This window comes from Nioella sp. MMSF_3534 (assembly GCF_030732985.1).
GTDB lineage: Bacteria > Pseudomonadota > Alphaproteobacteria > Rhodobacterales > Rhodobacteraceae > Nioella.
Genome location: NZ_JASHJX010000001.1, coordinates 65318 through 90824 on the forward strand (window position 1 = coordinate 65318; position 25507 = coordinate 90824).

Below are 25507 nucleotides of genomic sequence, written 5' to 3' on the forward strand. Positions count from 1 at the left end.
GTGAAGAATATGAGCAAGAGCCTCAAGCGCGTGATCAGGGCATTGCAAGAGGCCGGCCTGCCCGCCGATGTGATGGAAATGGATGGCAGCACCAGAACGGCGGTTGAGGCGGCAGATCAGGCGGGATGCGAGATCGACCAGATCTGCAAATCGGTGATTTTCCGGGGCGAAGACAGCGGCGCGGCGCTGCTCTTCATCACGGCGGGCGGCAATCAGGTGGATGCGGCCAAGGCCAGCGATTTGGCGGGGGAGCCACTGGGCAAGGCCGATGCGGCCTTGATCCGGGCACAGACGGGTTTTGCCATTGGGGGCGTTTCGCCCGTGGGGCACCTGAACCCGATCCGGGCCTGGTTCGATCCGCGCCTCTCTGCCTTTGACAAGGTCTATGCGGCGGCAGGCACCCCGCGCCATATCGTGCCGGTCGCACCCGCTGACCTCTTGCGCCTGACCGAAGCTGTCTTGGCGGATTTCACCGCCTAGAGATGCGCCAGAACGGACCGGGCCGCGCGCAGGCCCGGTGCTTCGCCCCCTGCCCCGATGCGGTCCATGGTCAGGGCCATCGCCTCGATCTGCGCCGCGCGCGTGTCTGTGTCGGTCAGCAGCTTTTCCAGCGCCGGAACGATCAGGTCAGGACGGCAATCCGGTGACAGGAAGTCGGGCACATGACGGGTGTCGGACACCAGGTTGACCAGTGTTACCGTGTCGATCAGCGCCGCCCGCTTCATCAGGAAAAACGACAGCCGGTTCATGTCATAGGCCACGACCATCGGCGTTGCATTGGCGGCCAGTTCCAGCGACACGGTGCCTGACGCCGCAAGCGCCACGTCGGCGGCGCGGAAGGCCGCGCGCTTGTCGGTGGCGTAGCTGTCGGGGGCTTCGCTCGGGTCCAGCAGGATCGGCCTGATGGGCCAGCTTTCAAGAGCGTCCCGCAAGGCCGGTGCCACATGGGCCACCGTCGGCACTACGGCCTGCACCCCCGGCACACGCGCCGAAAGCTGCGCCAGAACCTCGCCAAAGACCGGGGCCAGCCGCGCCACCTCGCTGCGCCGCGATCCGGGCAGCATCAACAGCAAGGGCGCGGCAGGGGCGATGTCATAACGGGCGCGGAAGGCGGCGGCCTCGGCCTCGGTCGCCACCGGCTCGTTCACCACCGGATGGCCGACGAAATCGCAGGTCATGCCTGCGGCCTCCATATAGGGCGGCTCAAAGGGCAGCAGGGCCAGCACGTGATCCACATGCCGCGCCATCTTGGCCGCGCGACCCGGACGCCAGGCCCAGACAGAGGGCGCGACGTAGTGCATGGTGCGGATATGCGGCGCGGTTTCTCGCACCTGCCGGGCCACGCGAAGGCAGAAATCGGGGCTGTCGATTGTGATCAGCGCATCGGGGTTCAGCGCCACGACCGCCTCTGCCGCCTGACGTTTCAGCGCAAAGAGATGGCGCAGCTTGGGCAGCACCTCGGCAATGCCCATGACCGCCAGTTGCTCCATCGGGAACAGGCTGTCCAGCCCCTCGGCCTGCATCAGTGGCCCGCCGACCCCGTGAAAAATCACGTCCGGGTGAAGCTCTTTGACCCCCCGCATCAGCGCGGCCCCTAGCCTGTCGCCGGACGACTCTCCCGCGATCAGGAAGAGCGTCAGGGTCATGGCGCGGCCCATAGTGCGATGCCGGACGCCTCGCAGGCCGTTTCCACCGCGTCGCGATCCAGGATCAGAACCGATCCGGCGGCGATCTCTATCCCCGACAGCCCGGCCTCTGCGGCCTTCATCACGGTCGCGGGGCCGATAACGGGCGTGTCCATGCGCAGATCCTGCCCCGGCTTTGGCCGTTTGACCAGCACCCCGCCCGAACCGGGCAGCGACATGCCGACAAAGCGCAGCATGGCATCGGTGCCTTGCAGCGTTTCAATGCCGATGACCTGTCCCTTAGCCGCAACAGCGCCCTGCCCCACATCCAGCGGTCCGAGCGCATCCAGCACGGACCGGGCCCGCGCGGCATCGCGCAGGTGCGCGTCCGACGCGTCGCCGCTGATTGGACCCTCTGCCGCAACAAGGTCGGGGCGCAGGTCCAGCGCCCCCACCACGCGAAATCCCTGTTCCTCGAAAATTGCTGCAATGGTGCGCAGCAGCGTATCGTCCCCCTGCGCCATCGCCCCGGCCACGCGCGGCATCAGCGCCATGGTTTCCGCGTCCATCAGGGACGGATCGAACGCCGGACGGCTCAACGCTCCGGCAAAGGCCAGCTCCTCGACGCCCGCTGCGCGCAGATCCGCGAAAAGCGCCCCGAATTGTTCGAATCGCGCCGGGATGTCGGGCGCGTCGAGCGGTTCGCTTTCGACGCCAGCCAAGCGCACGACATGGGCGGACCCCGCATGCAACAACAGCCCCGGAAGCGCGCCCGATCCTGCGATGATTGCCCGCGCCACGCCAATCACCTCGGCGTCAGGAAAGACCGGTCGGTCTGACCCATGATGAAGTCGACGATCTGGGTGACATGGGGCGAATCCGGGTTGTCCTCGGACAGCCGCCGGGCCCGATCCATGAATGTGCCCTCGCCCTGCGCCAGTTGCTGGAAGGCGGCGCGCAGCGCGGTGATCTCGGCCCGGTCCACGCCACGGCGCTTGAGGCCAACAAGGTTCAGCCCGTCCAGTTCCCCGCGCGGGCCTTGCACCAGCCCATGGGGGATCACGTCATTGGTCACCATGGACAGCGCGCCGATGATGGCGCCCTTGCCGATCCGCACCCACTGGTGAATGCCGCACAGCCCGCCGATGATCACATCATCCTCGATCACGCAATGGCCCGCGACGGCGGCTGAGTTCACCACGATCACCCGGTCGCCCACCTGCGCGTCATGGGCAATGTGGCAGCCCGCCATGAACAGCCCGTCATCGCCGATGCGCGTGACGCCGCCACCGCCCTCGGTGCCGCAATTCATCGTCACATGCTCGCGGATGCGATTGCGTCGGCCGATGACCAGCCGGGTATTCTCGCCCTTGAACTTCAGGTCCTGCGGGATCTCTCCGATGACCGCGAAGGAAAAGACGGTGGTCTCATCCCCGATCTCGGTCTGGCCGGTCACGACGACATGGGGTTTCAGCACCACGCCACGTCCCAGAACGGCTTGCGAGCCGACCACGCAGAACGGGCCGATCTGACAATCGGGACCGATACTGGCGCCCGGTTCGATCACGGCCGAGCTGTGAATCTCGGCACTGGCATCAATGGCCATGGGGCGCTCTCCTAGGCGGGCAGATCCATCATCGCGGTAAATTCGGCCTCACAGGCCAGTTCGCCCTCAACCTCGGCGCGGCCCGAGAATTTCCAGACCTTGCCGCCGGGCTTGCCGCGAATGACCGAGACATGCAGTTCCAGCACGTCACCGGGGCCCACCTTGCGGCGAAACTTCACCCCGTCGATGCCCATGAAATAGACCAGCATGTTCTTGTCCGCGAGGTCGGCGGACACACCCACCATGATCGCCGCGGCCTGCGCCATCGCTTCGATGATCGTCACGCCTGGCATGATCGGCACACCGGGAAAATGGCCCTGGAAATGCGGCTCGTTCATGGTGACGTTCTTGATGCCCACGGCGCTTTTGAACGGAACGATATCGCGCACCTTGTCCACCAGAAGGAACGGGTAGCGATGCGGGATGATCCGCTGGATCAGGTCGATATCGGCGGTGGTGGGCGTGTCGGCCGTCATGGGGCTGCGATCCTTCTTGTTTACCTGTCTTGGTGGTAGCAATTCGGGCCGGGGCCGACAAGCAGCGCTTACGGGGCGCTTGCGTTGACCTGGTCGAGGATCGGCTCTTCTCCGCCATCGCCAAGCTCGGCATTGACGCGTTGTAGCGCCATATCCGTGACATCGCCGCCTTCGGCCACATAGATGACCACGCGCGAATCGAGAACGGCCGCTGCGCCGATATCGTTGAGCAGACCGCTCAGAATGGGGGTGATCAATTCGAAGAAGAGCTGCTCTGCCCCGTCGGCCTGAGCCCGAAGGCGGCGCAGACGTTCGGCCTGAACCGCGCGGATTTCCTCGGCCCGCCTGTCGAAATCCTCGGCCAGCGGGCGGAATTCTTCGGCGCTCATGGTGGTGCGCTGTTCGGTCAGGGACTGTTCTTCTTCCAGAAGCGCCGTTTCCAGTTCTCGGTTCTGGCGCGACAGCGCGCTGGAGGCCTCCGCCAGTTCTTCCTGAACGCGCTGCCCAAAGAGAGAGTCCGAGAACAGCCGTTCCTGGTTGAGAATGACGATCGGCGGCCCGTCGATCCTGCCAATGGACAGCGGCTGCGCGAAAACTGGCCCGGAGAGGGCCAGTATCGCAAGACTTATCAGGATCAGGCGCATGGCCTGGCGTCAGAACCGCGCTTCGACGGTAAAGTCAAAGCTGCGGGTCCGGTCGTATTCCTGCGCGTCCAGCACGTGGCTGAAGTTGAAGCGCAGCGGTCCGATCTGGGTGTCCCAGAAGATCGAGACCCCAACCGTCTGACGGATATGCATGTCGTCATCGACCACGCCACCAAGGGTATTGTCGAGACCCCAGACAGAGCCGATGTCGTAGTACAGACCGCCCGTGATGCCGTATTCTTCGGGCAGGCCGATCGGGAAGGCGGTCTCGAAACGGGCAGCGAAGTAGTAGTTGCCGCCCAAAGCATCTGCCGCAGTTCCGGCATCGGTCAGGTCACGCGGACCTACCCCATTGCCCTCGAACCCGCGCAACTGACGCGAATTCAGGCCGAAGCGGTCGATCCGGCGGCTGTTGCCGGACAGCATGTTCAGCGCGCCGCCTTCCAAAGTGGCCCGCAGCGACACTTCTTCGCGCATGATCGTGGTTTCCGCCACCATAGCGGCCGTTGTGCGGATATATTCGTTATCCCCGCCAAGCCCGGCAAAGTCCTGTCCGAAGCTGAAGCTGAAACCGGCATTCGGGTTCAGGCCCGTGCCAAGCGTGCTGTAGCTGTAGGTATAGCCCACGGAGGATGTCAGGCGAGAGCCCTCCTCGGCCTGAAGGATCGCAGACGAGGTCGCCGGTACATCGAAAATGCCATCATCGGAGATCAGGTAGTTCAACGCCAAGCGGCTGTTTTCGGTCAGCGGGAAGGACACCGAGGGGCTGAACCCGACGCTCCGCGTGTTGTAGCTCGCGTTCTGCTGGCTGGTTGTCGTGTAATACGCAGCCAGGCCAAGTTGCAGATCACGGCCCAGGAAAGCCGGTTCCGTGAAGGAGAAGTTAAAGCTCCGGGACCCTTCTGACGTATCGAACCCGAAGCGCAGTGCCTGACCACGTCCAAGGAAATTGTTTTCGGAGAAGTTGACGGCCAGACCCACACCGGTATCGGTCGCGAAGTTCACGCCAAATCCGAGCGAACCCGTCGGTTGTTCAACCACATCCACGTCAAGGATCACCTGATCGGGGGTAGACCCCGGACGGCTTTGCACCGTTGCATCCGAGAAGAACCCGAGGGCACGGATACGCTCTGCGCTTTGACGGATCTCGCGCGGGTCGAGCGGATCGCCTTCGGCGCTGCGGAACTGACGGCGGATCACGCGGTCGAGCGTCGTCGCGTTGCCCTCAATGTCGATGCGCTCGACGAACACGCGGTCTCCGCGGGTGATGACGAACTCGATATCGAGGGTCAGGTCCGCATCGTTGCGGGTGACACGCGGTTCAACCCGGACAAACCGCAGGCCCATGCTGGAGGCGAGATTTTCCATCCGCGTGATCGTGTTGTCCACCAGCCGGGGCGAATAGGTCACCCCCGGACGCACGGCGATCGTGTCCTGGAAGGGCTGTGCATCCACGTCGGCGATCTCGCTGACGGTGGTGATTTCCCCGAAGGAGAAGCTCTGCCCTTCACGGATGTTGAAGGTGATGAAATAGGCGTTGCGTTCGCGCGCCAGTTCCGACGTCACGCTTTGCACGGTGAAGTCGATGTAACCCCGCTCACGGTAGAAATCGGTCAGCAATTGCTGGTCGAAGGCCACGCGGTCGGCCACGAAAGTGTCAGACCCGATCAGCTGCCGGAAAATGCCGGCCTGGGTGCTTTCCATGACCCGGCGCAGACGGCGGTCGCTGAAGTCGCGGTTGCCGACGAAGGTAATGCGCTCGGTTTCCACGACGCGGCCCTCGGTCACTTCGAAGACCAGATCGACGCGGTTCTCATCACGGCGAATGATGACGGGGGTCACGGTGGCGGTCAGGCGGCCCTGCAACCGATAGGCTTCGGTGATGGACGCGGCATCCTGTTCCGCTTGCGAGGGCGAATAGACGCGGCGCGGCTGCGAGGTGACGACCGTCATCAGCATATCGTCTTCGAGCCGACGGTTGCCCTCGATATTGATGCGGTTGATCGTCGGGTATTCCTGCACGATGGCCACCAGAAGCGATCCGCGCGGATCAAGTTCGGCGCTTTCGAACAGGCCCGAGTTCTGAAGGCGCTGATAGGCATCGTTCAGCTGCGCGGCAGAAATCGTCTGCCCTGCCGGGATGTCGAGAAAGGCAAGGATCGTGGCAGGATCGACACGGTCATTTCCTTCGACGGCGAAAGACGTGAACCGGTAGGTCTGCGCATTGGCGTTGCCGGGCAGCAGAATCAGCCCTGCCATCAGCACCGCAAGAACGGCAGCAAAATGCCTGAATCTACCGGAAAATCCCGTTTTCACATACATCGAATCCGCCCCGCCAAGTATCTAAGCTACCGAAAGCTCTATCGCGCGCGGGTAGGCTTGTCAAAACGCGTTAACCCACGGTGTAGGAGTAATTTCCGACCGTGGCACAAGATATACATAATTCGGGCTGGAATCGCCAAACCGGCAGCCAGTCGGGATGCCGGTTTACAGATGTTCGGCAGGGCCAAAGCCCTGAAAGCGAGACGATCAGAGCGTGACCAGCCAACCGGCCACGGTCAGCGCGCCGACGATCATCACCGGCACAAGGAAGCGGTCGATATTGACTTCCACAAAGAAGCTGAAGCTGCGGTAGCTTTCGTTGATCATTCTCATTGGTCTCGCCTCGGTCTGCTTCTTGGGGCGCATGGCCCCTTGCAGATCCAAGACTCGCGCTCAATTTGGGCGCGAATGCGGCACCGCCTTGACGCTTTTGCGAATTGTTAAGCTTTTGCAGCCATATACCTGCGACAGCCTGTCCCGCCCTGCCCGCTTACGGGCAAAACAGGTCGTTCGTCAGCGCAAACAGCATCAGCGACAGGATCAGCGTCAGCCCAACCGTCATGAAAATGCGCATCGCCTTGTCCGAGGGCGGGCGTCCTGTAACGGCCTCAAACGCGTGGAACAGAAGATGGCCGCCATCCAGAACCGGGATCGGGAAAAGGTTCAGCAGCCCCACGGCGGTGGACAGCACCGCCACGAACCAGAAAAAGCTGTCCAGCCCCTGGCTGGCCGCAGCGCCGGAGGTTTCGGCAATGCCGATGGGGCCTTGCAGGTTACAGCTGGAAATCGCGCCGGTGATCATGTGCCAAAGACCCGACAGCGATGTCTGGATCACGTTCACGACCGTGGCCGCGCCGCCGGTTATGGCCGGGCCAAAACCCACGCGGGTGATCTCGGGGTCGAAGAACAGCCCGCCCGTAACGCCGATCAGCCAGCGGGTCTCGAAGCCCCCTTCGGGCGACGGCAGGTCCATGCGGCGCGGGGCAAGGGTGATGTCGATCATCTCGCCATCGCGCCAGACCTCCAGCGCCAGTTCCGCCCCTTGCGACGCTTCCACAGCGGTGCGCAACTGTTCAAAGGCATAGACCGGATCGCCATTGATGGTGCGGATCACGTCGCCGCGTTCCAGCCCGGCATCCATGGCGGCAGATCGTGGCGTGACGCTGTCCACCACGGGAATCAGCGGGAAACTGGCCTCCAGGCTCAGATCGGAGCCATCGCGCTGAATGTCATATGTCAGAGTTTCGGCGGGCAGCAGCGTGCGACCGAGTTCGAACACATCGGCCAGATTATCCACCGTCTCCCCCTCTATGGCGGTGATCAGATCGCCCCGCTGCAAAAGCTGCATTTCGGACGGCATCGGGCGCAGATCGCCCACCACCGGATCCTCGGAGGCCTGACCGGACAGCATCATCACGCCCGCAAAGATCAGGATCGACAGAATAAAATTGAACACCGGGCCCGCCGCCACGGTCGCCGCCCGCGCCCAAAGCGGCGCGCCATGCATCGACCTGCGGCGTTCCTCCGCATCCAGCGCATCGACCGCCGCCGCATCCTTGCCCGAGGCCGCATCCGCATCGCCAAGGAATTTCACGTAGCCGCCGAAGGGCAGCGCCGCCACCTGCCACTTGGTGCCATGCCGGTCGACCCGCGAAAACAGGACCGGCCCGAAACCGAGCGAAAACACCTCTGCATGAATGCCAGACCACCGCCCCACGATGTAATGGCCATATTCATGGATCGCGACGATGATCGACAGCGCCGCCACGAAGGCCACAAGGGTAAAGGCAAAGCCACCGAAGGTGGGGATTAGGTCGGTCACGCGGTCTGCTCCTGTCTGCTATTGGCCAGGTCTTCTGCCCGTACCCTCGTCAGATGGTCGGTTTGCAGCACTGTCTCAAGACTGTCCATGGCATCGGTAAGGCGAATTTCGCGCGACATCGCGTCAAGTGTCGCCTCGACCAGCCCGGCCATGTCGGTGAACCGGAGGCGCCCGGCGATGAAATGATCCAGCGCCACTTCTTTCGCGGCGTTGAAAACGGCCCCTGCCCCGCCACCGGTCGCCATGACCTGCCGCGCCAGTTTCAGCGCGGGAAAGCGGGCCTCGTCGGCGCTGCGGAATTCCAGCGTGGCGAGTTTGGCAAGGTCGATCCGTTCCACCGGCAGATCGCGCCGTTCGGGCCAATGCAGCGCGTAGCCGATGGCATGGCGCATATCGGGCGCACCCAGATGGGCCATCAGCGCCCCGTCCGAGAAGCCCACCAGAGCATGCACGATGCTTTGCGGATGAATGACCGTGTCGATCTTTTCCGGTGCGATCCCGAAGAATTCGCGCGTTTCGATCAGCTCCAGCGCCTTGTTGAACATCGAGGCCGAGTCGATGGTGATCCGCTGGCCCATGTCCCAATTGGGATGCGCGCAGGCATCCGCGACGGTGGCCTGGGCCAGCCGTTCTAGGGGCCAATCGCGCAGTGCGCCACCCGAAGCGGTGATGATAACGCGTTCAACGGCGGCCATATCCTCGCCCACAAGCGCCTGAAACACGGCTGAATGTTCGCTGTCTACGGGCAGGATACGTGCGCCATGGGCGCGGGCCTCCGCCATTAGAAGCGGCCCGGCGGTGACGAGGCTTTCCTTGTTGGCCAGCGCCAGCGTGCGGCCATGGCGCAGCGCGTGAAAGCCGGGAGCCAGCCCCGCCGCGCCGACAATCGCGGACATGGTCCAGTCGGCGGGCCGGTCGGCGGCCTCGATCAGCGCCTCGGCCCCGGCAGCCACGGCGATGCCAGTGTCGGACAGCGCCTCTCGCAGCGCAGGCAAGCAGTCCTCGAAGCAGGTCACCGCGATTTCGGCGTTGAACTCCCGCGCATCTTCGGCCAGCTGCGCCACATTGCGCCCGCCGGTCAGTGCAACGACGCGATACGCCCCCCGGTCGCGCCGGATCAGGTCGAGCGTGCTTTGCCCGATCGACCCGGTGGCCCCGAAGATGCTGACCGAGCGGCTCACATCAACAGGCCCCCGACCGTGGCCATGGCCAGCGTCGCAACCGCGCCCGCGCCGGTCATGCCGTCGAACCGGTCCAGCACGCCGCCGTGGCCGGGAATGAGGTTCGAGGCATCCTTGACCCCCACATGCCGCTTGATCGCGCTTTCCACCACATCGCCCATCTGCGAGGCGAGCGACAGGAGCGGCGCAATGATCAGCACCATCACGGGCTCAAATCCCAGAAGGCCCCAGGCGACAGCGGCGGAGGCGATCCAGCCCGCAATCGTGCCCGACCAAGTCTTCTTGGGGCTGACCTGCGGCCAGAATTTCGGCCCGCCGATGATGCGGCCCGCGAAATAGCCCGCGATATCCGTGGCCACAACGACACCCACGAGGAAGGCCACGAAGATCAGCCCGTACATGACGCGCAGATAGAACATGCCCGCCACGGCGAAGAGGAAGAACATGCCGTAAAGGACAAAGATCCAGCGGTTTTGCGCCTCGACCGTCTGCACCCCGCCCCAGATCGCCAACCCCAGGAAGGGAACGATCCACGGCGTCAGGAAGATGGAGTCGAGGAAGCCTTCGCCGGTGGCAAAGGTGAAGATCTGCGCGACGCAAGTGGCCAGCACCGCCATCGCCGCCAGCCCGCCCGCGCGGATCGGTGTCTCTCCGCCAAGCAGGCGATGCAACTCCCAGATGCCGAAGCCGCCAAGGGCCACAAGCCCGAGGAGCAGCGGATAGCTGCCCACAAAGATCAGGCCGAAACCGACCGCAGCCAGCACCACGCCAGAAACAACGCGCGGCCCCAGATCGCCCCATTTGCCGGCAGCGCTCATGCCTTCACCGCACCGAAGCGGCGGTCACGCTGGCCGTATCGGGCCAGAACCTTGGCAAATTCCTCGGACGAGAAATCGGGCCAGAGCGTGTCGATAAACTCATACTCGGCATAGGCCGACTGCCAGAGCAGGAAGTTGGAAATCCGCGCCTCTCCGCTGGTGCGGATCACCAGATCGGGGTCGGGCAGATAGCAGGTATCGAGGTAACGCGGCAGGGTTTCGCCATCCACGTCCTCGGGCTTCAGCTTGCCCGATGCCACATCCTGCACCAGCCGTTTTGTGGCGCGTGCCACCTCGTCCCGGCCACCGTAGTTCAGCGCAATGGTCAGGTTCACACCGGTATTGTCAGCGGTCAGCAGCTCCAAATTGTCCATCATGTCCTGAAGCCGAGGCTCCAGCCGGACCCGGTCGCCGATAAAACGAACGCGCACGTTCTTCTGGTGCAGCTCTTGCGCCTTGTTGGTGATGAAACGCTTGAAAAGGCGCATCAGCCCGGCAACTTCGGTCTGGGTGCGTTTCCAGTTCTCGGTCGAAAAGGCAAAGATCGTCAGGTACTTGACGCCAAGCGGTGTGCAGGCTTCAACGATTTCCTGCACCCGGCGCGCCCCGGCATGGTGGCCCACCAGACGCGGGCGCCCGCGCTGCTTGGCCCAACGACCGTTGCCATCCATGATGATCGCCACATGGCGCGGGGTGTTGCTTGACTGGTCCTTCGGGGCCATCGGCCTTCCCCACCGGGCGATCACACAGGTCCTCAGACCTGCATGATCTCTTCCTGTTTCGTCGCGAGAAAGGCGTCAACCTTGGCGATATGGGCGTCGGTGAGATCCTGCACTTCGCTTTCCCATAGCTTCTGGTCATCCTCGGACATGCCGTCGGCCTTGGCCTTCTTGATCTGATCCATGCCGTCGCGGCGCACATTGCGGATCGCAACGCGGGCGTGTTCGGCATAGTTTCCGGCCACCTTGGTCAGTTCGCGGCGGCGTTCCTCGTTCAATTCCGGGATCGGCAGCATGATGATGGTGCCGTTCATCTGCGGATTGATGCCAAGGCCGCTTTCGCGGATGGCCTTTTCCACCTTGTTCACCATCGACTTGTCCCAGACATTGATGGTGACCATGCGCGGTTCGGGCACGTTCACCGTGCCCACCTGGTTGATCGGGGTCATCTGGCCATAAGCCTCGACCTGCACCGGCTCCAGCATCGAGGCCGAAGCCCGGCCCGTGCGCAGCGATGCGAATTCCGTTCTGAGCGACGCCAGCGCGCCGTCCATCCGGCGGCTCAGATCGTCCAGATCAATCTCGATATCGTCCTCGGACATGCCCGTTACTCCGTCAGGTCTTGATCGTTAAGGGGGTTCTACCGCGTTCACCGCACCTTTGTATAGGTGCCTTCCCCGGCGAGGATGCCTTTGAAGCCGCCGGGCTCATCGAGGCTGAAGACGATGATCGGCATGTCATTCTCGCGCGCGAGCGCGATGGCCGAGGCATCCATGACTCCCAGATGCTGCGCCAGCACGTCGTCATAAGAGATCGTGTCGTAGCGCGTGGCGTCGTCATGCTTGACCGGGTCCTTGTCATAGACCCCGTCCACCTTGGTGCCCTTGAAGATCGCCTGGCAGTTCATTTCATTTGCGCGCAGCGTCGCGGCGGTGTCGGTGGTGAAATAGGGGTTGCCGGTGCCTGCGGCGAAGATCACCACGCGCTTCTTCTCAAGGTGGCGCACGGCACGACGGCGAATATAGGGCTCGCAGACCTGATCCATCGGGATGGCGCTGATCACGCGGGTATGGATGCCCAGTTTCTCCAGCGCGCCCTGCATCGCCAGCGCGTTCATGACCGTGGCCAGCATGCCCATGTAGTCGGCCGTTGCCCGCTCCATCCCCTGGGCGCTGCCTTGCAGACCCCGAAAGATGTTGCCGCCGCCGATGACCATGCAGATCTCGACCCCCATGGAATGCACCGACTGCACTTCCCTGGCGATCCGTTCGACGGTCGGGGGATGCAGCCCATAGCCCTGGTCTCCCATCAGCGCCTCTCCCGAAATCTTCAGCATGACGCGGGAATAGGCGGGTGCGGGCGCGGTGTCGGAGGGCATGGCGAATCCTTGATTGGTCTGGGCATGGCTGGCGCAAGGGGCAGCACCAGTTTGGGCTGCTTTGCGACCGGGGGCAACATGGCCTAAATAACAGGCAGGTTCAACGGGCAATCAGCCCTGTCCTGAAACCGGAAAGTGACATCAGGAACGGCGTGTAGAGCATTGATAAACATAAATTCCCTCTCCGCTGAAAAGCCGATTCTGATTGCCGGACCAACCGCATCGGGCAAAACCGCCCTGGCGCTGGAAATCGCCGCGCGTCAAGGCGGACGGATTATCAATGCTGATGCGCTGCAGGTCTATGACGGCTGGCGTGTCCTGACCGCCCGCCCCACGCCCGAGGAAGAGGCCGCGGCCCCCCATGCGCTGTTCGGTCATGTGCCGTTCGATGCCGAGTATTCAACCGGCCATTGGCTGCGGGAGGCGGCTGCGCTGCTGTCGCAGGGGCCACGCCCGATCATCGTGGGCGGCACCGGGCTTTATTTCACCGCCCTGACCGAAGGACTGGCCGATATTCCCGCCACCCCGCCCGAGATCAGGGCAGAGGCCGACGCAATGGCGGCAGAGGCCATGCTGGCGGAGCTTGACCGCGAGGACCCAGAGATTGCCAACCGGATCGACCGGCAAAACCCCATGCGCATTCAACGGGCCTGGGAAGTGCTGCGCGCCACCGGACGGCCGCTTTCCGCCTGGCAGGCCGAGACGCCGGCGCCCGTGCTACCGCTTTCACAGACTCAACCCCTGCTGCTGGACGCAGACCGCGATTGGCTGGCCGCGCGAATCGAGCGGCGCTTCGACCTGATGCTGGCGGGCGGTGCACTGGAGGAGGCCCGCGCGCTGGAGCCTGTCTGGCACCGCGCGGCGGGCGCAAAGAAGGCCATCGGCGGGCCAGAGCTGATTGCCGCCCTTCGCGGAGAGATGACTCTGCAACAGGCACGCGAAGCCGCCATCATCGGCAGCCGCCAATACGCCAAGCGTCAACGCACCTGGTTCCGGGCCCGGATGGGCAATTGGCAGGCGATCCCCCTGCCCTGACCCGGGCCAGAAGCGATTTCACCACGAGATCACTTTCCTTGCTGCCCTTCTGCGCCTAGGCTCCGCGCCATGACACAGGTGTATCGCGTCACATCGCTGGCCAAACTGCGCAGCGCTGCCCCTTGGCGGCATGCGACCCTGCATTCGCATCCGCGACCGCAGCTTTTCTGGTTCACGCGCGGCCAGGGCCGGTTTTCCATAGGGGCGGTGACGCGGGGCTACGGGCCAAATACGGCGGTTTTCATCCCGGCCTCGACGATATTGTCACTGGAGATTTCCGGCCAGGTCCAGGGCGAGCTTCTGGAACTGCCGCTGGACCCGTCTCTGAACCTGCCGACCGTTCCGTTCCACATCCGGGTGACGAGCGTCGAGGCGCAGTCACAGTTTTCGGGCTATCTCGACAAGATCGAGCAGGAAATCGCGGCCCATGCGGCCGCACGGGACGAAGCCCTGCGCGCCTATGGGTTGCTGGTGTCGGTCTGGATCGCCCGTCAGTTGACCATCCATGACGGCAGCATCCTGCGCGACCGGACCCATGTTCTGGCCGAGAAATACGCAGCCCTCGTCGAACGCGGGTTTCGCAGTGGCAAAGGGGTCGCGGATTACGCGGAACAGCTCGGGGTGACGCCGACACATCTGTCACGCATCTGCCGCGATGCCTCGGGCCGCCCGGCCCTGGCCATTCTGCAGGAACGCATCGTCCACGAAGCCTGCAAGATGCTGGTCGATTCCGACATGGCCGCGCGCGATATCGCCTCGGAACTCGGGTTTTCGTCCGCCGCATATTTCACGCGCGCGTTCTCGAAACTGACCGGGCGAACCCCGTCGGAGTTCCGAAAGCTTCCCCCGGCTCAACAGATTCTCGTGACCGGCTGACTAGTCGCCCTTTCGGCAATGCTGCAGGTGCATGCGCACGATCGCAAAGCATATGTCGCATTTCAACATTCCGCATGTCGCAAAATGACAAAAAAAGTCATGGCCGCACCATTGACGGGTGGCAGGGAAAGGTGCGGTAATGATCGCTGTAACTCATCTTCGGGATCGGCTGCTCTCCGACCTGAAGACGGGCAAAGAAGATAAGAGTGTGTCACAGGGAGACGACAATGACGCAACAATCCACCTCTTTCCTCAAAACGCATCCCGCAGCGGAAATGTATGCAGAGGAATACAAAAAAGGCCAGATGAGCCGCCGCGAATTCCTGACCCGTGCCTCGGCGCTCGGGGTCGGAACCGTCGCCGCCTATTCGATGATCGGCCTGTCGCCGGCTCAGGCCGACGGCCATATGGCAACCCCGTCCATGGGCGGCACGCTGCGCATCCAGCAGACCGTGCGTCCGGGTAAAGACCCCCGCTCCTACGACTGGTCGGAACTGGGCAACATGACCCGCGGCCTGACCGAATACCTCGTGGAATACAACCGCGACGGGTCTTTCACCGGCCGCCTTCTGGAAAGCTGGGAAGCCAACGCAGACGCCACCCAGTACACCCTGCATGTGCGCCAGGGCGTGACCTGGAACAACGGCGATGCTTTCGACGCTGAAGACGTGGCCGCGAACTTTACCGGCTGGTGCGACAGCACCGTTGAAGGCAACTCCATGGCGTCCCGCATGGGTGGTCTGGTTGACTCCGAGACCGGTCAGGCCCGTGAAGGCGGCATCGTTGTCGTCGACAGCCACACCGTGCAGCTCAACCTGCCTTCGGGCGACATCTCGATCATCGCGGGTGTGGCGGACTACCCCTCTGCCGTTCAGCACCGCGATCTGATCGGTCAGGACCCGCTGGTTCACGGCGTGGGCACCGGCGCTTACATGCTCGAAAGCCACGAAGTGGGCGTGGGCGCTGTCTGGGTCAAGAACCCCAACCACACCTACTGGGGCAATGCCTATCTCGACCGCGTCGAGTTCGTTGACCTCGGTTCTGACCCGGCAGCCTGGCTGTCCGGTGCGGAAGCCGAAGAATTCGACATGACCTACGAGACCACCGGTGACTTCATCGACATCTTCCAGGCCATCGGCTGGGAAACCTCGGAAGCCACCACCGCGGCAACCCTGTGTATCCGCATGAACCAGAACAACCCGCCCTATGACAACGTGATGGTGCGTCAGGCGGTCAACATGGCTGTCGACCGCTCGGTCGTTCTGGAACTCGGCTATGCCGGTCGCGGCACGCTGGCGGAATATCACCATGTCTGCCCGATCCACCCGGAATACGCGGACATCGGTGAACCCACCCACGATCCCGAAGCAGCCTATGCCCTGCTGCAGGAATCGGGTCATGCCGACCACGTCTTCGAGATCGTGTCGCTTGACGGTGGTTTCGAGCGTGATTCGACCGACGCCCTCGCCGCGCAGCTGCGGGACGCAGGCTTCAACGTCGACCGTCGCGTGATCCCGGGTTCGACCTTCTGGAACGATTGGGCGAGCTATCCGTTCTCCTCCACCACCTGGAACCACCGCGAACTGGGTGTGATGGTGCTGAACCTGGCCTATCGCTCGGGTGTGCCGTGGAACGAAACCGCCTATTCGAACCCGACCTTCGATGACCTGCTGACCCAGGCCAGCGGTATCCCGGACGCCGATGCGCGCCGTGAAATCATGGCCCAGATCGAGCAGATCATGCAGGACGATGCGGTTGTGAACCAGTCCTACTGGCGCTCGCTCTACCGCAGCTACGTCCCGGGCCTGGTCAATGCAGACATGCATCCCAAGTTCGAGATCAACATGCACCACGTCGGTTGGGCGTGATGTAAACTTTGGGGCGGCGATACCAATCGCCGCCCTTTTTGCCTGCTGATACGGGGGTGGTCAGCGCGACCATGCCTGTGCCCAACGGTTCACCAAGAAACCGGCCAATCCGCCTCAGGCGGCACTAGCGACAGGGAAACCCATGGGACTCTTCATTCTACGCCGGCTCGGCGTCATGATCCTGACCGCGCTTTGCCTCACATTCGTGGTCTTCTTCCTCACCAATCTCGGCCCAAACCTCGAAAAGCTTGCCAAGACGCAAGGCAACGCCCGCATGACGGACGCAGAGGTTGTGCAGTGGCTCGACAATCGCGGCTATAGCCGCCCGCTGCTGGTGCGCTATGGCGAATGGCTTGGCGTGGCGCCGGGCTGGACGCGGGTCGCACCTGACGGAACCGAGACCGGACGCTGTGTCGAGCCCGGAGGAACCATCGCGGAATCGCCCACTTTCTGCGGCGTGTTCCAGGGGGATCTTGGCTATTCCACCGTGTCCGCGGACGAGGTGTCCAACGTTGTCGGCGGTCGCCTGGCGTTGACCGGCTGGCTGATGCTGCTGGCCTTCTCGGTCATGGTGCCCGCCGCTTTGATTGTGGGAATCCTAGCAGGGATGCGCGAAGGCAGCCGGCTTGACCGAAGCCTGTCCACTTTCTCCATCGCGTCAACCGCGACGCCGGAATACGTGTCGGGCGTGATCTTCATCATCCTGCTCGCCTCCTCCACCTCGGGCCTGTCGCCGTGGCTGGCGGAAAACGGCTGGATCGACGGGCGCACCCTGTTCCTTGGCTCGGCCCGATCCGCGATGAATGACATCACCTTCTGGAACTTCACCCTGCCGGTGATCACCATCGCGCTTTACGGCATGGGCTATATCGCCCGAATGACCCGCGCCTCCATGGCCGAGGTCATGACCGCGCAATATATCCGCACCGCGCGGCTGAAAGGCGTAAGCTTCCGTAACATCGTTCTGAAGCACGCCCTCAGAAACGCGCTTATCGCCCCCTTCACCGTCATCATGCTGCAGATCCCATGGCTGCTGACCGGTGTTGTGATCGTCGAGACGCTGTTCAACTACAACGGCTTCGGCTGGACGCTGGTTGAGGCGGCGGGCAACAATGACATCGAAATGCTGCTGACCTGCTCGGTCGTGGCTGTCTTCGTGGTTCTGCTGACGCAGCTGATATCCGATATCGGCTATGTCTACCTGAACCCGCGTATCCGCATCTCGTAAGGAGGACCGAGCAATGGAACCACTTACCTGGACCGGGAGCCTCGGGACCTTCCTGAACCCCATCATGCTGTGGGCGGTCTATGCCTTCTTCGCAGCTTTCGTCATCAACCTCGGCATGTCCCTGATCGGCATGCGGCAGGCCGATCCGATCGTGAACCCCGATCACACGATCAGCTATCAATATGGGCCGGTCGATTATGCGCTGCTGGTCATGAAATACGCGGTCTTCGTGTTCCTCGGGGCGTTCGTCGTGCATATCATTGGCGGCATCGTCCAGCCGAGTCACGAAGCACGGGGCATCATCGGCGGGCTTGGCGCGCGCTTCCTGCCCGTCTGGATCGCGCTGATCGTGTCTTTCGTGCTGTCGATCCGCTTCAAGCGGCGGCTCGGCCTTTATGGCAAGCTCTTCGACAACCTGATCGGGATGATCGGCTTTGGCCTGGCGATGTTCTGGCTGTTTACAGCCATCTTCGCCCCGATGATCGCGACCCATGGCGCGATTGACCAGGTGGCATCCATGCGCAACGCCGTTCCCGGATCGGCCGTGTCCGGCGGGGATGAGGGGCTGTTCGCCTATTACCTTCTGGGCGGTGACAACCTCGGCCGCGACGTGTTCAGCCGGATGATCTTCGGGGCGCGCGAGGTTCTGACCATCGCCCCCGCCGCGACGCTCTTCGCCTTCATGGTGGGGATCACGCTCGGCCTGCCTGCCGGTTACATGGGCGGTCGGTTCGACACGCTGATCACCTTCGTGGCCAACCTCGTGCTGGCCTTCCCGGTGATCCTGCTCTTCTACCTTCTGGTGACACCCGAGATCGTCGAGGCCGGGGTGCCGGTCTATATGGCGGCGGTGCTGTTCATCCTGCCGGTGGCCTTTGTCTGGGTGCTGCTCTACTCGCGCTACCGCGCGCAGCCGAGCATCATCAAATGGGTTGCCGTCCCGATCACACTGGTTCTGCTGCTGCTGTATCTGGGCACGGTGTTCCAGTTCGATCCCTTCGTTTGGCTTGCCACGTCATTCATCGGCTATCTCAATCAGGGCAACCCGGTTGCGGATTGGATGGCAACGACGCAAGGCGAATATGAGCCACTGATCGGCATCCCGATCGACGGCAACCTGCTGATCGTCTTCGTGTCGGTGGTCTTCGTGAACAGCCCCACGGTGTTCCGTATCGTCCGCGGCCTGGTGCTCGACATCAAGACACGGGACTATGTGGCGGCGGCCCAGACCCGTGGCGAGGGCCCGTGGTACATCATGCTGTGGGAGATTCTGCCCAATGCGCGGGGTCCGCTGATCGTCGATTTCTGTCTGCGGATCGGCTACACCACGATCCTTCTGGGGACCCTGGGTTTCTTCGGCCTTGGCGTTGACCCGGAAAGCGCCAACTGGGGCTCGACGATCAACGAGGGCCGGGCGCTTCTGCGGCTCTACCCACATCCGCCCCTGCCCCCGGCGCTGGCCCTTATGACGCTGGTGCTTGGCCTTAACCTGCTGGCCGATGGCCTGCGTGAAGAAAGCCTGAAGGACTGATCCCATGACCGAGACATATGACGGACCGATCCTGGAAATCGAAAACCTCTCCATCAGCTTCTTCACGCGCCTGCGCGAGATTCCGGCGGTGATGGATTTCTCCTGCACGGTGATGCCGGGCGAGGCCATGGGTCTCGTCGGTGAATCCGGCTGCGGGAAATCCACCGTGGCGCTTGGGGTCATGCAGGACCTTGGCGTGAACGGGCGCATCGTGGGCGGCTCGATCAAGTTCAAGGGCAAGAACCTGAACGAGATGTCATTGCAGGAACTTGCCAAGATCCGCGGCAAGGAAATCGCGATGATCTATCAGGAGCCGATGGCCTCGCTGAACCCGGCGATGAAGATCGGCAAGCAGCTGATGGAAGTGCCCATGATCCACGAGGGCGTGTCGGAAAAGGAGGCGTATCAGCGTGCCCTGGAAGTGGTCACCGATGTGCGCCTGCCCGACCCGGAACGGATGCTGGACGCCTATCCGCACCAGCTCTCGGGCGGTCAGCAGCAGCGGATCGTCATCGCACTGGCGCTGATGGCAAACCCCTCGCTTCTGATCCTCGACGAGCCCACCACAGCACTTGACGTGACGGTGGAGGCTGCCGTGGTCGAGATCGTCAAGGATCTGGGCAAGAAATACGGCACCTCGATGCTGTTCATCTCGCACAATCTTGGCCTGATCCTGGAAACCTGCGACCGGCTTTGCGTGATGTATTCGGGCGAAGCGGTGGAAACCGGGTCCATCAAGGACGTGTTCGACAAGATGCGCCACCCCTATACACAGGCGCTGTTCCGCTCGATCCCTCTGCCGGGGGCCGACAAGAACAGCCGCCCGCTGGTGGCCATTCCGGGCAACTTCCCCCTGCCCCATGAACGCCCGCCGGGCTGCAACTTCGGCCCCCGCTGCGACTATTTCGAGGGCGGTCGATGTGACGCCGGTGATATCAAGATGGACGGGATCGAAGGCGATGACCGCCACGAGTCCCGCTGTCTGAAATTCCGTGAAATCGACTGGGAGGCGCCGATCATCGCCGGGGCCCAGACCGAAAAGGCGGAAGTGGGCGAGGTGGTGCTGAAGGTCGACAACCTCAAGAAATACTATGAGGTCGCGGCCAGTGCGCTGTTCAGCCATGGCGAGAAGAAAGTGGTAAAGGCCAACGAGACGCTCAGTTTCGAAGCCCGCGAATCCGAAACGCTCGCCATCGTGGGGGAATCGGGCTGCGGCAAGTCCACGCTCGCCAAGGTGCTGATGGGGCTGGAAACGGCCACCGATGGCCATGTGGTGCTGGACAACAAGGGCATCGAAGCGGTGCCGATCGAGGAACGCGACACCAAGACAGTGTCATCCATCCAGATGGTGTTCCAGAACCCGTTCGACACGCTGAACCCCTCGATGACCGTGGGTCGGCAGATCATCCGGGCGCTGGAGATCTTCAAGATCGGCAAGAACGAGGCCGAGCGGCGTCAGCGCATGCTGGAACTGCTGGACCTGGTGAAACTGCCCCGCGCCTTTGCCGAGCGGATGCCTCGGCAGTTGTCGGGTGGCCAGAAACAGCGCGTCGGCATCGCCCGCGCCTTTGCCGGTGACGCACAGATCGTGGTGGCGGATGAACCCGTTTCGGCGCTTGACGTGTCGGTACAGGCCGCGGTGACCGATCTGCTGATGGAGATTCAGCGCGAACAGAAAACGACGCTTCTTTTCATCAGCCACGACCTGTCCATCGTCCGCTACCTGTCGGATCGGGTGATGGTGATGTATCTGGGCCATGTGGTGGAAATCGGGACGACCGATCAGGTCTTCAGCCCGCCCTACCACCCCTATACCGAGGCCCTGCTGTCGGCTGTTCCGATTGCCGATACCTCGGTCGAAAAGGAACATATCGTTCTGGAAGGTGACATCCCCTCTGCCATGAATCCGCCGACCGGATGCCCGTTCCAGACGCGCTGCCGCTGGAAGAAGGACGTGCCGGGCGGGCTGTGTGAACGGGATGTGCCGCCGATGAAGAAACTGGCGGATGGGCACCAGATCAAGTGCCACCTGGCGGATGATGTTCTTGCCAAGATGCGGCCCGTCATCAAGATCGCTGCGGAGTAACTCCCGTCCATAGAACGACGTTGAAAGGCCCTCCTGTCGGGGGGCCTTTTTACTTGAAGATTGTCGCGCAGAGCGCTGCTTTTCAAAGAAAAAAGGGGGCCCGAAGGCCCCCTTGAGTCTCGCTGTTCAGGCTCACTGTTTATACCGCCCGGAGTTTTCTGCCTGCGGCCTGAACCGCGTCAGGGGCGAGCGCACCCGCCCCGTGTTTCAGAACCCGCGCCGGGGCAATTGGCGCGAATCCCGATCTTCTTGCGCGGGAAAACTCTTCGAAGAGTTTTCAGAAAGGCCCTTCGAAGGGCCTTCCCCCGCGCTTAGCTGCACCCGCTGGTTGCCCCACAGGTGTTGCACTTCATGCAGGTGCCGTTGCGCACCAGCGTGTAGTTTCCGCAATCGCCGCAGGCCTCGCCCTCGTAGCCCTGCATCTTGGCCTTGGTGCGCGCGTCCATCCCGACGGTGCCGGATGCCACGGCAGTGGTCGTCGTAGAGCTGACCGCGACGGTGTTGCGGGCCACTTCCGGCACCAGCGTTTCAAGCGTTGCCACTGGATCGCCAGCACCGTTCAACGCCGTGATCGCCCCGGCCCCGCCTTGCAGAACCACCAGTTCCTGCGGCACCCGCTTGCGCAGATAGCCGGTCGAGGAAATCTGGCGCAGCACGTCAATCGGCGACGCGCCATGGCTGTCCGGCACTTCCTCGAAATTGCGCACGCCCTCTTCCTGGCCACGGCCAAGGCTGTCGAATGTCGCGCCTTCCGGCTTCACATGGGCCAGATCGGTACGGTCCAGGTAGGACACGGCCAGTTCGCGGAAGATGTAGTCGAGGATCGAGGTGGCGTTCTTGATCGAGTCGTTGCCCTGCACCATCCCCGCCGGTTCGAACTTGGTGAAGGTGAAGGCATCGACGAACTCCTCCAGCGGCACCCCGTATTGCAGGCCCACGGAGACAGCGATGGCGAAGTTGTTCATCATCGCGCGGAAGCCCGCGCCTTCCTTGTGCATGTCGATGAAGATCTCACCCAGAGACCCGTCGGCATATTCACCCGTCCGCAGATAGACCTTGTGGCCCCCCACAACCGCCTTTTGGGTATAGCCCTTGCGGCGTTCCGGCATCTTTTCGCGGTGGCTGCGGATCAGCTCCTTCACCACCACCTTCTCGATGATCTTCTCCGCCAGCACCTGCGCCTTTTCGGTAGGCGTGCCGGTTTCCAGAACCTCGGCAGCTTCGTCATCGTCTTCGACCAGCGCGGCAGCGAGCGGCTGGCTGAGTTTCGACCCATCGCGATAGAGCGCATTGGCCTTCACGCCAAGCGACCAGCTGAGCTCATAGGCTTTCTGGCAATCCTCGATGGTCGCGTCATTGGGCATGTTGATCGTCTTGGAGATCGCGCCCGAGATGAAGCTTTGCGCCGCCGCCATCATGGTGATGTGGCTGTTCACGGACAGGAAGCGCTTGCCCTTCTTGCCGCAGGGATTGGCGCAGTCGAAAACGTGGTAATGCTCTTCCTTCAGATGCGGCGCGCCTTCCAGCGTCATCGTCCCGCAGACATGGTCGTTCGCGGCTTCGATATCCTTCCGGGCAAAGCCGAAATGGCGCAGCATGTCGAAGGTCGGGTCATTGAGCTTCGCCGCCGGAATGCCGAGCACCTTGGTGCAGAACTCCTCGCCCAGGGTCCACTGGTTGAACACGAAGCGGATGTCGAAGGCCGACGGCAGCGCCGCTTCCACCTTCTCGATCTCTGCATCGCCAAAGCCATGGCCGCGCAGCGCGGTGTGGTTGATGATGGGCGCATTGCCCAGGGTGCCATGACCGACCGCGTGCGAGGTGATTTCCTCGATCTGCGAGGTGGAATAGCCCAGCTTTTCAAGGGCTGCGGGCACAGACTGGTTGATGATCTTGAAGTAGCCGCCACCGGCCAGCTTCTTGAACTTCACCAGCGCGAAATCGGGTTCGATCCCGGTGGTGTCGCAATCCATAACCAGACCGATGGTGCCCGTGGGGGCAATCACCGACACCTGCGCGTTGCGGTAGCCGTGCTTTTCGCCAAGCGCCAATGCCTCGTCCCATGCTTGTTCCGACAGCGCAATCAGCGTCTGGTCGGGGCAGCTGGCGTGATCCAGCGGGACCGGCTTCACGGCCAGCCCTTCATAGCCATCCGCAGCGCCTTGGGCTGCGCGACGGTGGTTGCGGATCACGCGCAGCATGTGCTCACGGTTGCGATCAAAGCCCGAGAACGGCCCAAGCTCGCCTGCGATCTCGGCAGAGGTCGCATAGGCCACACCGGTCATGATCGCGGTCAGGGCGCCGCCCATGGCCCGGCCCTCATCGGAATCGTATCCCAGACCCATGTTCATCAACAGGCCGCCGATATTGGCGTAGCCCAGACCAAGGGTGCGGAAGTCATAGCTGAGCTGCGCAATCTCCTTGGACGGGAACTGCGCCATCATCACCGAGATTTCCAGCGTCAGCGTCCACAGCCGCGTGGCGTGCATGTAGCTTTCCGCGTCAAACTTGCCGTCGCTGTAGAAGGTCAGCAGGTTCATCGAGGCGAGGTTACAGGCCGTGTCATCAAGGAACATGTATTCCGAGCACGGGTTCGAGCCCCGGATCGCGCCGTCTTCCGGGCAGGTGTGCCAGGAATTCACGGTATCATGGAACTGGATGCCCGGATCGGCGCAGGCCCAGGCCGCATGGCCGATCGTATCCCACAGCTCGCGCGCCTTGACGGTCTTGGAAACCTTGCCGTTGGTGCGGTTGATCAGATCCCAGTCGCCATCTTCCTCAACGGCCTTCAGGAAGGCATCGGTGACGCGGATGGAGTTGTTGGAGTTCTGGCCGGAGACCGAGTTATAGGCCTCGCTGTCCCAGTCCGTATCATAGGTCGGGAATTCTATGCTGGTGTGCCCCTGCTTCGCGTAGTCCAGCACCCGCTTGATGTAAGTCTCTGGGATCGCGCATTTTTTCGCGCTGCGGATGGCGGCTTTCAGGGTCTCGTTTTTCGACGGGTCAACCGCGTCTTCCAGCTTGCCGTCCCAGGCCGCGATGGCCGAGAAGATGTTGTTCAGCTCGCGCTCATGCATCTTGGAGCCGGCGACGATGGAGGCGACCTTCTGTTCCTCCAGCACCTTCCAGTTGATGAACTCCTCGATATCGGGATGGTCCGCATCGACGATCACCATCTTGGCCGCGCGCCGCGTGGTGCCGCCGGACTTGATCGCGCCCGCTGCCCGGTCGCCGATCTTGAGGAAGCCCATGAGGCCAGAGGATTTGCCGCCGCCCGACAGCGCCTCGCCTTCAGCCCGCAGGGAGGAGAAGTTTGTGCCGGTGCCGGAGCCGTATTTGAACAGCCGCGCCTCACGCACCCACAGGTCCATGATGCCGCCTTCATTCACCAGGTCATCGCTGACCGACTGGATGAAGCAGGCATGGGGCTGCGGGTGTTCGTAGGACGAGGTGGATTTCGTCAGCTTGCCGGTCTTGTGATCCACATAGTGGTGGCCCTGCGCGGGGCCGTCGATGCCGTAAGCCCAATGCAGGCCGGTGTTGAACCACTGGGGCGAGTTCGGCGCCGCCATCTGGCGCGCCAGCATCAGCTGCATTTCATCGAAATAGGCGCGGGCGTCTTCTTCGGTGGTGAAGTAGCCCCCTTTCCAGCCCCAGTAGCACCAGGCCCCGGCCAGACGGCGGAAAACCTGCTTCGCCGATGCTTCCCCGCCGAACCGCTGATCTTCCGGCAGATCCGCCAGCGCGACCGTGTCAGGCACGTGACGCCACAGGAAGGACGGCACGCCCTTTTCCTTGACCGGTTTCAGGATCGCGGCGACCCCGGCCTTGCGGAAATACTTCTGGGCCAGAACGTCGGATGCGACCTGGCTCCAGCCGACGGGCACTTCCACGCCATCCAGCTTGAACACGGTGGTGCCATCAGGATTGCGAATCTCGGAAGATGTCAGGCTGAATTCCAGGTCCGCATAGGTGTCCTGGTCCGCTTTGGTGAAACGGCGTTCGATCTTCATGGTCTGCCTCTAGTCCCTGTGCGTGCGCGGCGTGCCAGCGTGTCCCCGCTCTTGCCGTCGTGGTTCCCTTCATGTCGGGCAGCAAGTCGACGTGCCGTGGCCCCCAGAACCCGGTTACGGCTGCAAAGCCGTTCTGTCTTAGATGTGAAGACCATCTGCCCCTTGGTGCCTGCGGCCACTACATTTAGTGCTGCCCCGCTCGACAGCTACAAACTGACGTATCCACGCATAGGGCGTCAACGGGTTTTTTTTACTTTACCGTTACAAATATCCCTTGCA

21 protein-coding genes are annotated in these 25507 nt (G+C 62.7%); 7 read left to right on the top strand and 14 right to left on the bottom strand.

Annotation, left to right across the window (positions count from 1 at the left end):
* The first annotated feature begins 9 nt into the window (after positions 1–9).
* Entirely contained in the window at positions 10–480 is a 471-nt protein-coding gene (locus tag RBB16_RS00285) for a YbaK/EbsC family protein (RefSeq protein ID WP_306044211.1), read from the top strand.
* Here the strand turns inward: RBB16_RS00285 and lpxB are convergent.
* The 13 genes from lpxB to pyrH all read right to left on the bottom strand — a co-directional run bounded on the left by lpxB (position 477) and on the right by pyrH (position 12591).
* Entirely contained in the window at positions 477–1640 is a 1164-nt protein-coding gene (gene lpxB / locus RBB16_RS00290; protein WP_306044316.1) for a lipid-A-disaccharide synthase, read from the bottom strand. The two genes, RBB16_RS00285 and lpxB, sit on opposite strands and share 4 nt — an antisense overlap.
* A gap of 2 nt (positions 1641–1642) precedes the next feature.
* Positions 1643–2425 carry an LpxI family protein gene (locus tag RBB16_RS00295; protein ID WP_306044212.1) on the bottom strand — a complete coding sequence of 261 codons (783 nt, stop codon included), beginning with the start codon at positions 2423–2425 and terminating at the stop codon, positions 1643–1645.
* 5 nt (positions 2426–2430) lie between these two features.
* Positions 2431–3231 (bottom strand): acyl-ACP--UDP-N-acetylglucosamine O-acyltransferase, encoded by an 801-nt coding sequence (lpxA, locus tag RBB16_RS00300; protein ID WP_306044213.1) that lies wholly within the window; start codon positions 3229–3231, stop codon positions 2431–2433.
* A gap of 11 nt (positions 3232–3242) precedes the next feature.
* The gene (fabZ, locus tag RBB16_RS00305; protein ID WP_071689944.1) at positions 3243–3707 is read right to left on the bottom strand and encodes a 3-hydroxyacyl-ACP dehydratase FabZ; all 465 of its coding nucleotides are present in this window, start codon (positions 3705–3707) and stop codon (positions 3243–3245) included.
* A gap of 68 nt (positions 3708–3775) precedes the next feature.
* A complete protein-coding gene (locus tag RBB16_RS00310) occupies positions 3776–4351 on the bottom strand; it encodes an OmpH family outer membrane protein (protein WP_306044215.1) in 576 nt (191 codons plus the stop codon).
* 9 nt (positions 4352–4360) lie between these two features.
* Positions 4361–6610: an outer membrane protein assembly factor BamA gene (bamA, locus tag RBB16_RS00315; RefSeq protein WP_306044216.1), complete on the bottom strand. Its 2250-nt coding sequence runs from the start codon at positions 6608–6610 to the stop codon at positions 4361–4363.
* 270 nt (positions 6611–6880) lie between these two features.
* Positions 6881–7006: a hypothetical protein gene (locus RBB16_RS00320; RefSeq protein ID WP_281249823.1), complete on the bottom strand. Its 126-nt coding sequence runs from the start codon at positions 7004–7006 to the stop codon at positions 6881–6883.
* Positions 7007–7163: 157 nt separating this feature from the next.
* Positions 7164–8495, bottom strand: coding sequence for an RIP metalloprotease RseP (rseP, locus tag RBB16_RS00325; protein ID WP_306044217.1), 1332 nt, complete (start codon positions 8493–8495; stop codon positions 7164–7166).
* A complete protein-coding gene (gene dxr, locus RBB16_RS00330; RefSeq protein WP_306044218.1) occupies positions 8492–9676 on the bottom strand; it encodes a 1-deoxy-D-xylulose-5-phosphate reductoisomerase in 1185 nt (394 codons plus the stop codon). Before dxr ends, rseP begins: the two co-directional genes overlap by 4 nt.
* Positions 9673–10494, bottom strand: a complete 822-nt coding sequence (locus RBB16_RS00335) for a phosphatidate cytidylyltransferase (RefSeq protein WP_306044219.1) — start codon at positions 10492–10494, stop codon at positions 9673–9675. The genes dxr and RBB16_RS00335 overlap by 4 nt, the downstream gene beginning before the upstream one ends.
* Entirely contained in the window at positions 10491–11216 is a 726-nt protein-coding gene (locus RBB16_RS00340; protein ID WP_306044220.1) for an isoprenyl transferase, read from the bottom strand. Before RBB16_RS00340 ends, RBB16_RS00335 begins: the two co-directional genes overlap by 4 nt.
* A 32-nt stretch (positions 11217–11248) precedes the next feature.
* A complete protein-coding gene (gene frr / locus RBB16_RS00345) occupies positions 11249–11815 on the bottom strand; it encodes a ribosome recycling factor (RefSeq protein ID WP_071689951.1) in 567 nt (188 codons plus the stop codon).
* Between the two features lie 47 nt (positions 11816–11862).
* The gene (pyrH, locus tag RBB16_RS00350; protein WP_306044221.1) at positions 11863–12591 is read right to left on the bottom strand and encodes a UMP kinase; all 729 of its coding nucleotides are present in this window, start codon (positions 12589–12591) and stop codon (positions 11863–11865) included.
* Positions 12592–12753: 162 nt separating this feature from the next.
* Here pyrH and miaA point away from each other — a divergent pair, with 162 nt between their 5' ends.
* The 6 genes from miaA to RBB16_RS00380 all read left to right on the top strand — a co-directional run bounded on the left by miaA (position 12754) and on the right by RBB16_RS00380 (position 21215).
* A complete protein-coding gene (gene miaA, locus RBB16_RS00355; RefSeq protein ID WP_306044223.1) occupies positions 12754–13626 on the top strand; it encodes a tRNA (adenosine(37)-N6)-dimethylallyltransferase MiaA in 873 nt (290 codons plus the stop codon).
* Positions 13627–13695: 69 nt separating this feature from the next.
* Complete coding sequence (locus RBB16_RS00360; protein WP_071689954.1) at positions 13696–14502, top strand: AraC family transcriptional regulator; 807 nt, start codon at positions 13696–13698, stop codon at positions 14500–14502.
* Positions 14503–14729: 227 nt separating this feature from the next.
* On the top strand, positions 14730–16370 hold the full coding sequence (locus tag RBB16_RS00365; RefSeq protein ID WP_306044224.1) for an ABC transporter substrate-binding protein: 1641 nt from the start codon (positions 14730–14732) through the stop codon (positions 16368–16370).
* 142 nt (positions 16371–16512) lie between these two features.
* A complete protein-coding gene (locus tag RBB16_RS00370) occupies positions 16513–17598 on the top strand; it encodes an ABC transporter permease (protein WP_306044225.1) in 1086 nt (361 codons plus the stop codon).
* Between the two features lie 13 nt (positions 17599–17611).
* Complete coding sequence (locus RBB16_RS00375; protein WP_306044226.1) at positions 17612–19129, top strand: ABC transporter permease; 1518 nt, start codon at positions 17612–17614, stop codon at positions 19127–19129.
* A 4-nt stretch (positions 19130–19133) separates the two neighbouring features.
* A complete protein-coding gene (locus RBB16_RS00380; RefSeq protein WP_306044227.1) occupies positions 19134–21215 on the top strand; it encodes an ABC transporter ATP-binding protein in 2082 nt (693 codons plus the stop codon).
* Positions 21216–21526: 311 nt separating this feature from the next.
* Here RBB16_RS00380 and RBB16_RS00385 read toward each other — a convergent pair whose 3' ends face one another.
* Positions 21527–25228 carry a vitamin B12-dependent ribonucleotide reductase gene (locus RBB16_RS00385; protein WP_306044228.1) on the bottom strand — a complete coding sequence of 1234 codons (3702 nt, stop codon included), beginning with the start codon at positions 25226–25228 and terminating at the stop codon, positions 21527–21529.
* Positions 25229–25507 lie beyond the last annotated feature (279 nt).